This is a genomic window from Tenacibaculum aestuarii (genome assembly GCF_964510395.1).
Taxonomy (GTDB): Bacteria; Bacteroidota; Bacteroidia; order Flavobacteriales; family Flavobacteriaceae; genus Polaribacter; species Polaribacter aestuarii.
The window spans coordinates 38,369-53,638 of sequence record NZ_CAZEFY010000003.1; the positions used below are offsets into that span (position 1 = coordinate 38,369).

The window sequence follows — 15,270 nt, forward strand, 5'->3', positions numbered from 1 at the left end:
AAAACATGGGACACAATCATCACCATCATTCACACGGAAACTCAACAGAGAATATAGCCGTTGCCTTTTTCTTGAATTTAGCATTTACAATTATTGAAATTATAGGAGGTTTTTATACCAATAGTTTGGCAATTATGTCAGATGCTTTACACGATTTAGGTGATAGTTTAAGTTTAGGATTGTCATGGTACTTTCAAAAGAAATCGACTAAAAAACCGACAAAAAAATACTCGTACGGATATAAACGATTTTCCTTGTTAGGAGCTATCATAAACTCAATCGTACTGGTAATAGGTTCTGTATTTATTATTAAAGAAGCAATTCCAAGAATTATTACTCCAGAAAGTGCTGATGCAAAAGGAATGATGTGGCTAGCAGTTTTAGGTATCATTGTTAATGGAGCAGCTGTTTTTAAATTGAAAAAAGGAACATCAATCAACGAAAGAGTTGTATCGTTACATTTATTAGAAGATGTATTAGGTTGGGCAGTAGTTTTATTAGCGAGTATAGTAATGCAGTTTTGGGATGTACCAGTGTTAGATCCTGTTTTATCAATAGCTATTGCAGGTTTTGTATTGTTTAACGTGTACAAAAATATCAAAGAAAGCTTACGTATTATTTTACAGGGAGCTCCTGTAGGAATTTCTGTTGATGATATTAAAAAGAACTTATTGTCTTTAGAAGAAGTTGAAGGAGTACATGATTGTCACTTATGGACAATGGATGGAGAATACAATATTTTTACGGCACATTTAATTTTAAAGGAGCGTAGCTTTTCTTGGGAAGAAGCCAAACAAATTAAACAAAAGGTAAAAAAGTTATTACATGATGATTTTCATTTAGAGCATATCACTTTAGAGCTTGAGATTTCAGCTCACGAATGCGAATATGAAAACTGCGGTTCTTTAATTTAGTTGTACATTTGAGTAGAGTATAAAACACAAAAAAATGACAAGAAATCAAGTAGAATTAAAGTTTCCTAAGTTCGGTATGTTAATACCTGTAGTAATCGTTTTAATAATTTTCATAGTAAAATCAACAGTAACAATTAATTCAGGTGAAGCAGGAGTGTTGTATAAAACGTTTGGAGGAGGAGTTGTAACAGATGAACCACCATTAGGAGAAGGTTTTCATGTAGTTGCTCCTTGGAATAAAGTGCATGTTTATGAGGTGAGACAGCAAGAACTTTTTGAAAAGATGAAAGTATTATCTTCAAATGGATTAGAAATTCAGATAGATGCTTCGGCATGGTATCAACCAGTTTACAACGATTTAGGAAAGTTACATCAAGTATTAGGAGAAAACTATTTACAACGTGTAATTCAGCCTGCAATTCGCTCAGCTGCACGTAGTGTAGTGGGGCGTTATACACCTGAACAATTATATTCAAGCAAAAGAGATGCTATTCAAGATGAAATTTTTATTGAAACAAAAAAGATTTTAGAATCTCAATATGTTCAATTAAATGAAATACTTGTTAGAGATGTAACATTGCCTTCAACTATTAAAGAAGCTATTGAGCGTAAATTAAAACAAGAGCAAGAGTCATTAGAATATGAGTTTAGATTAGTTACAGCTCAAAAAGAAGCAGAAAAACAAATTATTGAAGCAAAAGGTAAAGCTGATGCGAACAAAATTTTAAGCGCTTCGTTAACTGATAAAATTTTACAAGATAAAGGAATAGAAGCTACGAATAGATTAGCTAACTCTCAGAATAGTAAAGTAGTTATTATTGGTTCTGGAAAAAGCGGAATGCCTATTATTTTAGGAAACCAGTAATTTCAATTCTACAAATAAAAAAAGCAGCTTATTGAGCTGCTTTTTTTATTTATAGATTTATAATTTAATCTCTTCTGCGTTTTCTACCAAATCCTGCAGCAGGTTTATTGTCACCTCTTCTAGATGAAGTTTCTTTGCTGCGTCTTCTACCAAAACTTTTTTTAGTATCAGTGGGTTTGTCGTTTCTATCGCTTCTACGTTTTTTTCCGTTAAAATTACCTCCACCACTTCTACGAGGTTTTCTACCACCGCCGTTACCACGATCGGTTTTTGTAATTTCTATATTTACTGAACGTCCATTAAAATCAGGATCATTATCAGCAAATGCATCTAAAGTTTCTTTTTCGTAGTTCTTGTCTATTTCAAAGAAAGAAAAAGTGTCTAAAATATCAATTGCACCAATTTCAATTTTATCACCTATGTTTTGATCATTAATTAATCCGATTAATTTAGCTGGATTTAAACGATCTTTTCTTCCTAAGTTGATGAAGAAACGAGTCATATTTTCACTAGAAGAACGTCCTCTTGAATTTTCTCTTGACGATAAATTGTTCAAGTCAGGAGCATTTTCATAATATGATAAGAAAGTGTTGAATTCTAACGAAACAAACTTCTGAATTAACTCTTCTCTGGTTAAATCTTCTAATTTTTCATAAATACTTGGTAAAAAATCATTTATTTGATCTGTGTTTACTTCAGTATTATGTACTTTATCAATTAAATGGAATAATTGATTTTGACAAATTTCTTTACCAGAAGGAACAGGAGTGTGAATAAATTCTTTTTTAATAATACGCTCAATAGGACGTAATTTACCTTGTTCCTTTTTAGTAACCAAAGCAATAGAAATACCTTTGTTACCAGCTCTACCAGTTCTACCACTTCGGTGGTTATAGTTTTCTATTTGGTCTGGTAATTTATGGTTAATTACGTGTGTTAGGTTGTTAACATCTAAACCACGAGCAGCAACATCAGTAGCTACTAATATTTGAATATTTTTCTCACGGAATTTTTCCATTACCGAATCACGTTGCGCTTGAGATAAATCACCATGTAACGCATCAGCATTGTAACCGTCTTTAATTAAGTTGTTAGCAACTTCTTGGGTTTCTCTACGAGTTCTACAAAAAACGATTCCGTAAATATTTGGATTTAAATCAGCAACCCTTTTTAAAGCAGGGTAACGTGTTTTTTCAGTTACTAAATAATATTCGTGACTTACATTGTCTGAACCTTGATTTTTTTGTCCTGAAGCAATTTCAACAGGATTTTTCATGTAGTTTTTAGCAATATCTTCTACTTCTCTAGGAAAAGTAGCAGAGAATAACAAAGTTTGTTTACTCTCAGGAGTTGCTTCTAAAACTTGATCTAATTCATCTTTGAACCCCATGTTAAGCATTTCATCGGCTTCATCAAGGACTAACCACTGAACGTTACCAAGCTTTAAGGCTCTTCTTTTAATTAAATCAACTGTTCTACCAGGAGTACCCACAACAATTTGGGCGCCCTTTTTAAGTTTTCTTATTTGTTCTTCAATATTAGCACCTCCATAAACGGTTGCTACTTTTAAGTTAGGTAAGTATTTTGTAAAGCCTTCAATATTATTACCTATTTGTACTGCTAATTCACGAGTAGGTGATAAGATAATAGCTTGTGTGTGTACACTTGTTTGATCGATAAGTTCGATGATTGGTAAACTAAAAGCGGCTGTTTTACCGGTTCCTGTTTGAGCAAAAGCTTTTAAATCTTCGGTTGAAGAAATGATTTGTGGAATTGCTTTTTCTTGAATTACTGTTGGCTTTTCGTACCCTAAATCGGTCAAAGCCCTATTGATAGGTTCTTGTAAACCTAAATCTAAAAATGTTGACATACTGTGTTTTTAGAGAACCCACAGATGCCCCTCCGCGAATTCTATTAATGTTATGAATCGTTAATACGATTTTTTTTTTGGACGGTGCAAAAGTACACTAAATAAAATGAATAGCAGCTAACTATTTAAAATTTTGTAAGTTATTGATTTCTTGATTGATACTGGAAGAAGATAAACTAGTATATCCATTCTGGATAATTCCATTTTTATCAACTAAAACCAAACGAGAAAATTTACTCGAAGAATATTCACAAGTTGGACTCTCTTCTGGTAGTGTGTATTGATATTTAATATCTATGTTTTTAGTGTACCTTCTAGAGGTGTCACATAAATTTACTAAAACAAAATTAATATCAGGGTTATTTTTTATTAAGTGATTAAACCTAGAAGACACCCAGTCGTCAGAGGCATATTTATAATTTTTAAATAATACGACTGTGTTTTTTCCTTTAGCAACATTTTTAATATCAACAAGACCGCCATCTGCTGAAATCAGATCAAAAGAAGGAAGTTGTTCTCCTTTATTTAGGAGTTTTAAATCGTTAATTAAACGCTGTATTGTTTTCTTTTGCTCGTTATCTGTATTAAGTTTAAAGAAAGTAAAGAAAGTTTCATTTTTCTTTTCATAATTAGGTTCTTTAAAAAAATGCCCTACAACAGCATTATATAATAATCTATTTTTTATTTCTTCAGAATCAATGTTCTTATCAATAGAGTTAAGTAATTCTACTGTGAAATTATCTAGTTCATTAACACTATTTTTTTGATAAACATCGTTGTAGATTTTTTCAATTACAAACCTATAATATGGACCAAAAAACATTAAAGAATCGTTGCAAACATTTGTTTTGTTACGATAGTTGTAGTAAGATTTAGCTAAAGGTTCAGGTTCTTTCTGAGTAGCGTTTTTAATAGCATACTTTTCTAAGTTTGTATAAATAGGATAGTTTAAAGCGATGTTTAAAAGCTTAGAAAATTTTTCAGAAGGATTTAAATCGTTTTCCTTATACTTTGTTAGAATAGCATTCTTAATTTGTTTTAAAGAGTCCATTTTATTAGTGAAATCTTTTTGAGGTAAATTAAAGTACCTAGCAATTAATTTATCTTCTTGCTCATATTGTAAGAAAGCATCTATCAATAAATTGTTCCTTTCTGCATTACTACCACTAAAAACTAAAGATTCATCAAAATCCCAAGTATTTAACCTTATTAAGGTACTATCAGTAGGTTGTAAGAATACATATTGATGCTCATTTCCATGATAAAAAACATACAAACCTTCCTTTATATTGGTATAGGTTCCTAAAAAGGTGTTATTCTTATTTAAAGGAATTGTGTCTTTAAATTCGTAACTGTTAGATAAAATAACAAAGTCAGATTTAGGATTGATAATCTTACCCCCAAAATAGGTAGGTTTTTGATTATCAGATTTTTCACATCCAATAAATATAACTAATATGAGAGGTATTAAATACTTAATCATGCTTGAATTTACCCTAAATATCAATGTTCAAAAATAGAGAACTCTTCGTAATAAGGCTGTTAATTCGTTGTTAAAAGAATTAAAAAGCCTCAAAAGTAATGTGTTAAAAACTTTCATGCAAATTCTTTTATACTCTTTAGTTTTTATACTTTTGCACGAAATTTAAAATACTATACATGTTATCAGTTTCTAATTTATCAGTTCAGTTTGGGAAACGTGTTTTGTTTGATGAAGTAAATACCAAGTTTACACAAGGAAATTGCTACGGAATTATTGGAGCAAATGGAGCAGGGAAATCTACTTTTTTAAAGATTTTATCAGGAAAACAAGACCCAACCTCAGGAAGTGTTCACCTAGAGCCAGGAAAAAGAATGTCTGTTTTAACGCAGGATCATTATGCTTTTGATGAATACACAGCTTTAGAAGCAGTGTTGATGGGGAATAAAGAACTGCACCAAATTAAATCAGAAATAGATGCGTTGTATGCTGATTATACTGATGAGAATGCAGAAAAAATTGGGGAGTTACAAGTTCGTTTTGAAGAAATGGACGGGTGGAATGCCGATGCTTCAGCTGCAAGTTTATTATCAAACTTAGGAATTAAAGAAGAAGATCATTATACCTTATTATCTGAGTTAGATCCGAAGAAAAAAGTACGTGTATTATTAGCACAAGCGTTGTTTGGAAATCCTGATGTATTAATCATGGATGAGCCTACGAACGATTTAGATTTTGAAACGATTTCTTGGTTAGAAAATTTCTTAGCAAATTATGATAATACGGTAATAGTTGTATCTCACGACCGTCACTTCTTAGATGCGGTTTGTACACATATTTCTGATATCGATTTTGGAAAAATTAACCATTTTTCTGGTAACTATACATTCTGGTACGAATCTTCTCAGTTAGCTGCTAAACAAAGAGCTCAACAAAACAAAAAAGCAGAAGATAAAAAGAAAGAATTAGAAGAATTTATCCGTCGTTTCTCTGCGAACGTTGCAAAGTCTAAGCAAGCAACTTCTCGTAAGAAGATGATTGAGAAATTAAATGTAGATGAAATTAAGCCTTCTTCACGTCGTTATCCTGCTATTATTTTTGAAAGAGATAGAGAAGCTGGAGATCAGATTTTAAATATTGAAGGTTTATCAAAAAAGGATGCAGAAGGAGAGTTATTATTCTCAAATGTAGATATTAACTTGAATAGAGGTGATAAAGTTGCTATTATTTCAAAGAACTCAAAAGCTACTTCAGCATTTTATCAAGTAATTTCAGGAAATGAAGAAGCTGATTCAGGAAAATACAATTGGGGAGTAACTACTACACAATCATATTTACCAGCAGATAATTCTGAATACTTCCAAAATGGAGAGTTAAATTTAGTAGATTGGTTACGTCAATATGCTCAAACTGAAGAAGAGAGAGAAGAAGTTTTCTTAAGAGGTTTCTTAGGTAAAATGATTTTCTCTGGTGAAGAGGCATTAAAAAAGAGTAATGTATTATCAGGAGGAGAAAAAGTACGTTGTATGTTATCTCGTATGATGATGACTAGAGCGAACATCTTAATGTTAGATGAACCAACAAACCACTTAGACTTAGAATCTATTCAGGCATTAAACAACTCGTTAATTAATTTTAAAGGAACCGTGTTATTTACAACGCATGACCACGAGTTTGCACAAACGGTTGCTAATAGAATTATAGAAATTACACCTAAAGGAATCATTGATAAATACTCAACTTTTGATGATTATTTAGAAGATCCGAAGGTAAAAGAATTAAGAGAACAAATGTATTCTTAATAGAATAGTAAAAAGGGAACCAATTCGGTTCTCTTTTATTTTATACTTGATTGGTTTTTTACCATAGGAGGAACTCCAAAACGTTGTTTGTATATTTTAGAAAAATGGGAGGTATGTAAATACCCAACTTCTAAAGCCAATGTCTTTAATAAAATAGTTGAGTTTTGCTCAAGTAAGTCACGTGCCTTTTGAAGTTTAATTTCGGTTATAAACTGATTTGGAGTTAGGCCTGTTTCAGCTTTTATTTTTCGATTTAAAGAACTTCTTGAAGTATTAAAATACTCTGCAATATCGTCTTGAGTCATTTTTGGGTCTGAACATCGTTTATAAACAAATTTTTGTATATCAATAATCCAATGATTATTCTGATCTAATTCTTTTTTAGAAATGTTATTTTTCTTAATAAACTGTGTTCTATTTATATTATTGTGTAGTGCATTTTGTATTCGAATTAATAGTTCTTCTTTTTCAAAGGGCTTATTCACATAATCATCAATTCCTAAGCGTAATACGTTCAATTTACTTTTAGAGTCTGTACGTGCTGTTAGCATTAAAATAGGAACTTTTATTTCTTGTTCTTTAATTTTTTCAATTAAAGTTAAACCATTCATTACGGGCATCATATAATCTGTTACCATAAAGTCGATTTTTTCATTGGAAAGAATTTCTAAAGCTTCTTTTCCATTTTCTGCTTCGAAACAAGTATAATTGTTTAAAATACTTTTTAAATAAGCTCGCATTTCAAAATTATCATCAACGATAAGGATAGTGTAAGGTTTTGTTACCTCAGAGCTAATTACTTTTTTATGAGTAAAGGATTCTTTATAAGTGTTTTGTACCGTTGTTTCTTCTAAATTTTCTTTTGTGTTAATTTTTGATGTTTGAGGTAACATTACTGTAAATATACTTCCTTTATCTAATTCACTATTCACAGTTAATTTCCCTTGATGTAATTCAATGATTTCTTTACTAAAAGCCAACCCTACACCGCTACCACCAGCTTTATTAATATCATTTTTAGCTTGATAAAAACGGTTGTATATTAAATCAATATCTTTTTTAGCAATTCCAATACCAGAATCTTTAATAGTTATAAAAACTTGCTCATTATTTTTATATAAAGTGATTGAAATATTTCCGTTTTTTTGGGTATATTTAATAGCATTGACAATAATGTTGTTTAGAGCTCTTTCTAAAAAAACAGTATCAGATAAGACCCAACATTCTTCGTTTACTTTTTTTATAGTGAATGAAATTTCTTTTTGGCTACAAAGAGGTTCAAAAGAGGTGTACAGTTTATTAATTAAGTTGTTTATTAAAAAAGGGGTTGGATAAATTTTAAAATTAGCGTCTTTCATTTTTGCTAAATCAAGTACGTCGTCAACTATAGTTTTAATTTTATTAACCTGCTTATTCAGTCTACTTTTAATAGCAGCACTATCTTTTTCATAAGGGGTGTTTTTGAATATGTCTAACCCATCTATTTCCCCTTTAATTAAGGTTAGTGGTGTTCTAATTTCATGAGAAACATTGATGAAAAATTGAGACTGAAATTCATTCAATTCTTCTAATTGTTTTCGTTGACTTTCGAGGGTTTCTTCACTTTTAATATTTGCATTTTTAAAGTACTGTACTAGAAAAAAGAAAATGATAAACTGAATTAAAATAAGTATTGGAGAACCAAATGTTCCTTGTGGGTAGATTGGAAAAACATGTATTGGAATAACAAAAAGTAAATAAGAAATGATAAAAACACTATAAAGTAAGTATTTGTTATTGGTAAAAAGTAAGAGAAAAACAGGTACAACGATGTAAAAATATTCAATATAGCCGCCTCTTTCAGCAAAATTACAGAACATAAAATTACTATATAGAATTAAAGAAAAAAACAAGATACGCGCTACCATAAACTTACGTTTGTACTGTAAAAATAAGGTAGCTAACAAACCAATTATACTGCCCGTATGTACTAAAACAGGAAATGAGGAGATTCCTTTTTTCAGAGTGTCTTCTGTAATTAAAACAAGTTCAATTAAAAACCAATTAGAAATAAAAATATTGAGTAAACGGACTCTCTTACTTTCTAGTTTAGAAAGTTTATCTGTTACTCCAATATTGGTTATGTTGCTATATAGCTTAGCTAGTTTCTTCATATGAATAATTAATAGTCAAATATATTAATCTATAGACAAAAGAGTTGTTTTTTGGCGAATTCTATTAGTAATATGTTTTTTAAAGTGTTTGAAGAGAGTGTTTTAATGTGTATGACACAATAGTGAGTTTGTTTGAAACAATATTGATGTTGATATAAATCATATTTGTAACATATAAAAATTAATAACATGTATACATTAAATATTGTAAACAATTATATGTATGATTGTTTCTTTCAAAATCGAGAAACCGGGAAAGATTACATTGTTAATCACCATTATAAATCAAAAATTGAAAACTTAGGAAATGGTTATTTAGAAGTTCCTGGAATGGGGGTCGTCAATTTTATTGATTTAGGAGCTAAAAAAATAGACGGATATAATTACCCTGAAGAACATTGGGGAGTTTTAATAAGAACTCACAGTGTAGAAGGGTATTATCGTTATGAAGGAGGTGGAGAATTGACTCTAGAAATAAATGAGTTAGGTGGATATACACTTTCAACTTCAAATGGAACAATGATTATGATAAGTCTACCAGAATTAACCATAAACTAAACATTTAAAGAACTATAAATTATAGGTCACTAGCAATACTTAATTTAAGATATAGAACTTCAATAGGAACGAGATATAAGACAGTACCAGTCGTCAACAATTTAATTATTGACGACTTTAAATATTTATAAATAATAATTATGGAAAAACGACTATTCTATTTTTTAGCGTTAATAATATCTTCAATAATGGCTCAAAAGGTTGCTGCTCTAGCAACAGCATCTGGTAGAGTAGAGTATACAACTTCGGTTACCGATAGAAACAATGTAAGTAAAGCCGACTTAGAAGATCACAGTAATAACCTGTATGGTGAAGCACACCAAGCCATGTCAACTAAGGTATCTACCAACTTAAGCCTATCGGTAGCTAATCCAATTATAGGTATGGCAAAAGATGCGACTGTATCTGCACAGCAAGTAACTTTTAACTATTATATTGAAAACTTAGGTGATGCCGACCTATCATCATTAAGCTTAAGTGATGACTTAGATGCCGTTTTTGGTATTGGAAATTATACAGTAATTAGCCAACCTACTTTTATTAATAACCCAGGAACAATTAATTTAAATACAGATTTTAACGGAAGTGCAGACACGCAAATAATTACAGATGGAAGCACTTTAGCAATTAGCAGAACAGCCCAAATACGACTAGTTATTCAAGTAACAAATGTAACAGATCAAGGTCTTGGAACAGGTAATTACAGTAGTCAAAGTATCATTTCAGCTTCTGATACAACAACTACTGTAAATGATTTGTCAGATAATGGTACTGACCCAGATCCTAATGGAAATGGTGTTTCTAATGAGGCTGGAGAAAACGATCCAACAACTTTTACCATTGTACTACCGCCTTGTTCAGCGGCCACGCGCTTATATGTAGATAGTAACGCCACCACAGGCGGCAACGATGGTACCTCTTGGATAAATGCCTTTACCAATTTGCAAGATGCGCTAAACTGTATCGATGATGGTGAAGAAATTTGGGTTGCCTCGGGCACGTATCATCCTAACTCAGCACCTGGGACAACACTTACTAACCCTACGGAGTTTTATTTCTGGATGAATAAAAATATAAAACTCAAAGGGAGTTATAACCCAGCTACTAATACCCAAGATTTTACAAATCCATCCATACTATCAGGCGACTTAGGTACTACAAATACGGTACATGTATTAGTTACCACTAACCTTAACAGTACAGCTCTTGTTGAAGGTTTTACTATTACAAAAGGTGCTGCGATATATCATACAGGAACGATAACTATTGGCGGGCAAGTAATATATTATAATAGAGGAGGAGGGATATACAATGCTTCTTCATCTCCAATTTTTAAGAATATTACCATTAGTGAAAACAAAGCTCAATATGGTGGCGGTGGAATGTATAATGATTCCTCTTCACCAGCTATTGTAAATTTGTTGTCTACTAACAATACAGTACGAGGGAGATACGGAGGATATAGTGATAGCAATGCCTACGGAGGCGGTATGTTTAATTCGGCTTCTTCACCAACTATTACAAATGCTACTTTTGCTTATAATACAGTCAGGGGAGGAGATGGAGAAATGATTGTACCCGGAGTAGGAAATGACGGTGGTAGTGGTCATGGTGGTGGTATATATAACAAAGCTAATTCTTTGGCAACTATCACCAATACAGTGTTTATATATAATAGTGCTGCTGGTGGTGGTTCTGACTTTGGTTCAGCCGGAGCTGGCTATGGAGCTGGAATATTCAATGAAAGTTCTCCTTCAAGCTTAGTTAATGTTACATTTAATAACAACTCAGCTACCACCAACGGTGGCGGAATGCATAGTAATGACTCTAATACAACGCTATATAATACTGTTTTTTACGGAAATGGCGCCGATATATCCTCTTCAGGGGGGAGTACATTTATGGGAGCTGATAATTTTTCTGAAAATTATACTGGTACTGGCTTTACTCAACTTACAGCTAATCCTTTTTTAGCTCCTACTTTGCCTAAAGGAAAAGATGGTATATGGGCTACCCCAGATGATGGCTTACGTTTGATAGCCACAAGTCCTGCCATAGATGCCGGAAATAACGCCAACCTCCCTACTGACAGTTTTGATTTGGATGGCGATGGCAATACCACCGAGAGTATTCCCTATGATATTGCAGGAGAAGATCGTGTGCAAAACACAACAGTAAACATCGGCGCTTATGAAGGCGTAGTCAGTTGTCCATATCCAACGGCTACCACACTTTATGTCAATGCTTCGGTAAGTGGCGGTACAAATGACGGTAGCTCGTGGGCCAATGCCTATAATAATTTGCAAGATGCTATTTGGCAAACATATATATGCTCCAATATCACCGAAATATGGGTCGCTAAAGGTACCTATAAACCCTTAAATGAAACTACAGCCATTGAAATTCCTGAAGGTGTTAGTCTTTACGGCGGTTTTGCAGGTACAGAAACTGCTCTAAACGATAGAGATTGGACAGCAAACCAAACCATTTTAAGTGGTGACTTAAACAGTAACAGTAATACAGATGACCACGATGCTCACGGAATACTAACCGTAAAAAGTGAAAACATTGTTGTTGATGGGTTTATTTTTGAACACGGTTTTGCCGATGACGGAAGCTCGTTAGAAGGGCGTACAGGTGCTGCGTTATTAACCTACACAAGTGCAGAGGATATTGCTATAAGAAATTGTGTCTTCAGAAATAATGAAGCTGGGGGTACAGGTTTTAATGGTGTTGGTGGTGCAGTAATTACCTACGGTACTAACGTGAGCTTTACCAATTGTTTATTTTACGCTAACAAAGCGAAATATGGTGGAGCAGTTTCTATAGAAGGTGGTAGCTTAAAGCTTATAAACTGTAGTTTTACACAAAACGAAGCAACCGATAACGGCGGTGCTCTTAATACCAATGGCAAAGACGTAACTATTGTTAATAGTTTATTTACCGATAATATTTGTGGTGGCACTAGTTGCAATGCTGAAATAAATGGAGCTATAACTAACATAACTTATAGCTATGTAAAAGGTAAAAACCCGTCAGGCACAGGTAATATTGATGGTACTACAATAACCGACCCGTTATTTGTTGATGCCGCGAATAATGATTATGGCTTGCAAAACACCTCACCACTTTTAAACGCAGGAAATAACGCAGCCAATAGTGAAGCGAAAGATTTAGGAAATAATGCTCGTATTTTAGGTACAACAATAGATATTGGTGCCTATGAGTCTGATGAAATATTGGTAGATTTTACAATATCAGGAGGGTATTGTGTAGGAAACGAGGTAATCTTTACTGATACTTCATCTTCACCTAACGGAGCCATTGTAAGTTGGGAATGGGATTTTGGAGACGGCAATACTTCAACAGAACAAAATCCTACACGTATATATACCGATATAATTAATGCCGAAATAAAACTAAAAGTTATTGATATTACAGGAAAGGAAAATACAATAACGAAAACGTTTAATGTACAATCACCAAAAGCAAAGTTTAATGCAAACCCTACAGTAGGACAAGCACTTCCGCATACTGTGTTTTTTACAGATCAATCTACTTTACCAGATACATGGAATTGGGATTTTGGAGATGGAGGTACTTCAACAGCACAGAATCCAATACACTCTTATACAGCTGTAGGAGATTACACAGTAAACCTTACAGTAAAAGACACTGTGAATGGATGTACTAGTAAAGCAACAGGTTTAATAAAAATAGTAATTCCAAGAGCACAATTTAGCGTTACATCCAGACAAGGTTGTGGGCCTCTTACAGTAAACTTTACAGATGAATCAACCATAGACGGAAATGATACCGTTGAAGAATGGTTATGGGATTTTGGTGATGGAAATACATCTACCGAACAAAACCCAACACATACTTATGAATCTGTAGGGATTTATAATGTAAGTTTAACTATAACTACTGTTATAACAGGGTTAACAAATACCAATACGAAATCAAATTTTATACAAGTTATAGGGCCCAATCCAGATTTCTCTGCCGATGTAACCACAGGTTGTGACCCTTTAACAGTTAGATTTTCTGATGCTACTGTTTTTTATGGGCCTCCGTCAGATTGGTTATGGGACTTTGGAGATGGAACTACGAGCAATATATCAAACCCTAAGCATACTTATACAGAAAATGGAGAATTTGATGTAAGCTTAACAGTTACCGATAGCGATGGATGTAGTAAAACAATTATAAAAAAAGCATATATAAGTACTGTAGAAACAGTACTACCAACAGTAATAACTAAAAATTTGACTGTCCCATTAGATGCTTCTGGAAATGTAACTATTTCTACAACAGATATAGATAATGGTTCTACGGATAATTGTGGAATAGCTTCAATAAGTCTTGATAAAACTACTTTTAATTGTTCGGATGTTGGAATTAATACGGTAACATTAAACGTAACAGATACCAGTGGAAATAGTAATACCGCCACGGCAACCGTAACTGTAGAAGACAATACACTGCCTACAGTAATCTGTCAAGATATTACAGTTTCATTAGATGACACAGGAATTGCAACGATTAGCACTGCTGATATTGATAATGGAAGTACGGATGCTTGTGGGGTTTTCTCAATGAGTTTAGATAAAACTACATTTGATTGTACTGATATAGGAGTAAATACGGTAATCTTAACTGTTACTGATGTAAATGGAAATAGTAATACTTGCTCAGCTATTGTAACTGTGGAAGATATTACGCCACCAACAGTAATATGTAAGGATATTACAGTTTCGTTAGATGCTACAGGAGTGGCGACTATTACCACTGCTGATATTGATAATGGAAGTATAGACGCTTGTGGAATTTCCTCAATGAGTTTAGATACCACCACATTTAATTGTACCAATGTTGGAACAAATACGGTTAATTTAACAGTAACGGATGTTAGTGGAAATACAAATACTTGTACAGCTACCGTAACAGTTGAAGACGTCACACCTCCTATTGTAATAACAAGAGACATACAAGTAGAGTTAGATACCAATGGAAATGTAGTAATTACTTCGGAAGATATTAATGATGGTTCTTATGACGCATCAGGAATTTCAAACATGAGTTTGAGTCAAACTAATTTTAACTGTCCAAACTTAACAGATTATGTAGTTATATTGACTGTTACTGACTCAAATGGTTTGTCGAGTTCAGAAGAGGCTGTGATAACCTTTATATCAGATGATTTAGATAATGATTCTATAGCAGATATATGTGATGAGGATATAGATGGTGATGGAGTTTTAAACGAAAATGACAACTGTCCAACAACATCAAATCCTGATCAAAAGGATTTAGATCAAAACGGAATAGGAGATATTTGTGATTCAGGAGGATTAACCATACCAAAAGGTTTTTCACCCAATGATGATGGTATAAATGACACATTTATTGTAAGCGGATTGCATAAGTACTCTAATAATAACTTAGAAGTTTATAATCGTTGGGGAAATAGAGTGTATCATTCTACCAATTATCAAAATAACTGGAATGGAAAAGGGAGTAATCAAGAAGAAAAACTTCCTACAGGAGCCTATTTTTATGTATTGAACATAGATGGAGATAAAAGAGTGTTAAAAGGATGGGTTTATATTAATTACTAAAAAAAGA

The 15,270-nt window shown here is 32.7% G+C and carries 8 protein-coding genes; 5 read left to right on the forward strand and 3 right to left on the reverse strand.

All coding sequences use genetic code 11. From position 1 onward, the window contains the following. The first annotated feature begins 5 nt into the window (after window positions 1-5). Both ACKTSU_RS06260 and ACKTSU_RS06265 read left to right on the forward strand, forming a co-directional pair. Window positions 6-914, forward strand: a complete 909-nt coding sequence (locus ACKTSU_RS06260) for a cation diffusion facilitator family transporter (protein ID WP_408035516.1) — start codon at window positions 6-8, stop codon at window positions 912-914. A 34-nt stretch (window positions 915-948) separates the two neighbouring features. After that, entirely contained in the window at window positions 949-1,779 is an 831-nt protein-coding gene (locus tag ACKTSU_RS06265; protein WP_408035518.1) for a prohibitin family protein, read from the forward strand. A gap of 64 nt (window positions 1,780-1,843) precedes the next feature. Here ACKTSU_RS06265 and ACKTSU_RS06270 read toward each other — a convergent pair whose 3' ends face one another. Continuing rightward, window positions 1,844-3,649 carry a DEAD/DEAH box helicase gene (locus ACKTSU_RS06270; RefSeq protein ID WP_408035519.1) on the reverse strand — a complete coding sequence of 602 codons (1,806 nt, stop codon included), beginning with the start codon at window positions 3,647-3,649 and terminating at the stop codon, window positions 1,844-1,846. 121 nt (window positions 3,650-3,770) lie between these two features. Beyond that, entirely contained in the window at window positions 3,771-5,132 is a 1,362-nt protein-coding gene (locus ACKTSU_RS06275) for a hypothetical protein (RefSeq protein WP_408035520.1), read from the reverse strand. 176 nt (window positions 5,133-5,308) lie between these two features. Here ACKTSU_RS06275 and ACKTSU_RS06280 point away from each other — a divergent pair, with 176 nt between their 5' ends. Continuing rightward, a complete protein-coding gene (locus ACKTSU_RS06280) occupies window positions 5,309-6,931 on the forward strand; it encodes an ABC-F family ATP-binding cassette domain-containing protein (RefSeq protein ID WP_408035521.1) in 1,623 nt (540 codons plus the stop codon). A 35-nt stretch (window positions 6,932-6,966) separates the two neighbouring features. On the opposite strand, the gene ACKTSU_RS06285 is transcribed toward ACKTSU_RS06280, so the two are convergent. Continuing rightward, entirely contained in the window at window positions 6,967-9,084 is a 2,118-nt protein-coding gene (locus ACKTSU_RS06285) for a hybrid sensor histidine kinase/response regulator transcription factor (RefSeq protein WP_408035522.1), read from the reverse strand. Window positions 9,085-9,273: 189 nt separating this feature from the next. Here ACKTSU_RS06285 and ACKTSU_RS06290 point away from each other — a divergent pair, with 189 nt between their 5' ends. Beyond that, complete coding sequence (locus ACKTSU_RS06290) at window positions 9,274-9,642, forward strand: hypothetical protein (protein ID WP_408035523.1); 369 nt, start codon at window positions 9,274-9,276, stop codon at window positions 9,640-9,642. Window positions 9,643-9,782: 140 nt separating this feature from the next. Continuing rightward, the gene (locus tag ACKTSU_RS06295; protein ID WP_408035524.1) at window positions 9,783-15,263 is read left to right on the forward strand and encodes a PKD domain-containing protein; all 5,481 of its coding nucleotides are present in this window, start codon (window positions 9,783-9,785) and stop codon (window positions 15,261-15,263) included. Window positions 15,264-15,270 lie beyond the last annotated feature (7 nt).

Bases quoted from the DNA above. Each gene is read 5' to 3' on its own strand.
- ACKTSU_RS06260 (WP_408035516.1), top strand. From the start codon at position 6: ATGGGACACAATCATCACCATCATTCACACGGAAACTCAACAGAGAAT.
- ACKTSU_RS06280 (WP_408035521.1), top strand. From the start codon at position 5,309: ATGTTATCAGTTTCTAATTTATCAGTTCAGTTTGGGAAACGTGTTTTG.
- ACKTSU_RS06295 (WP_408035524.1), top strand. From the start codon at position 9,783: ATGGAAAAACGACTATTCTATTTTTTAGCGTTAATAATATCTTCAATA.
- ACKTSU_RS06275 (WP_408035520.1), bottom strand. From the start codon at position 5,132: ATGATTAAGTATTTAATACCTCTCATATTAGTTATATTTATTGGATGT.
- ACKTSU_RS06265 (WP_408035518.1), top strand. From the start codon at position 949: ATGACAAGAAATCAAGTAGAATTAAAGTTTCCTAAGTTCGGTATGTTA.
- ACKTSU_RS06270 (WP_408035519.1), bottom strand. From the start codon at position 3,649: ATGTCAACATTTTTAGATTTAGGTTTACAAGAACCTATCAATAGGGCT.
- ACKTSU_RS06285 (WP_408035522.1), bottom strand. From the start codon at position 9,084: ATGAAGAAACTAGCTAAGCTATATAGCAACATAACCAATATTGGAGTA.
- ACKTSU_RS06290 (WP_408035523.1), top strand. From the start codon at position 9,274: ATGTATACATTAAATATTGTAAACAATTATATGTATGATTGTTTCTTT.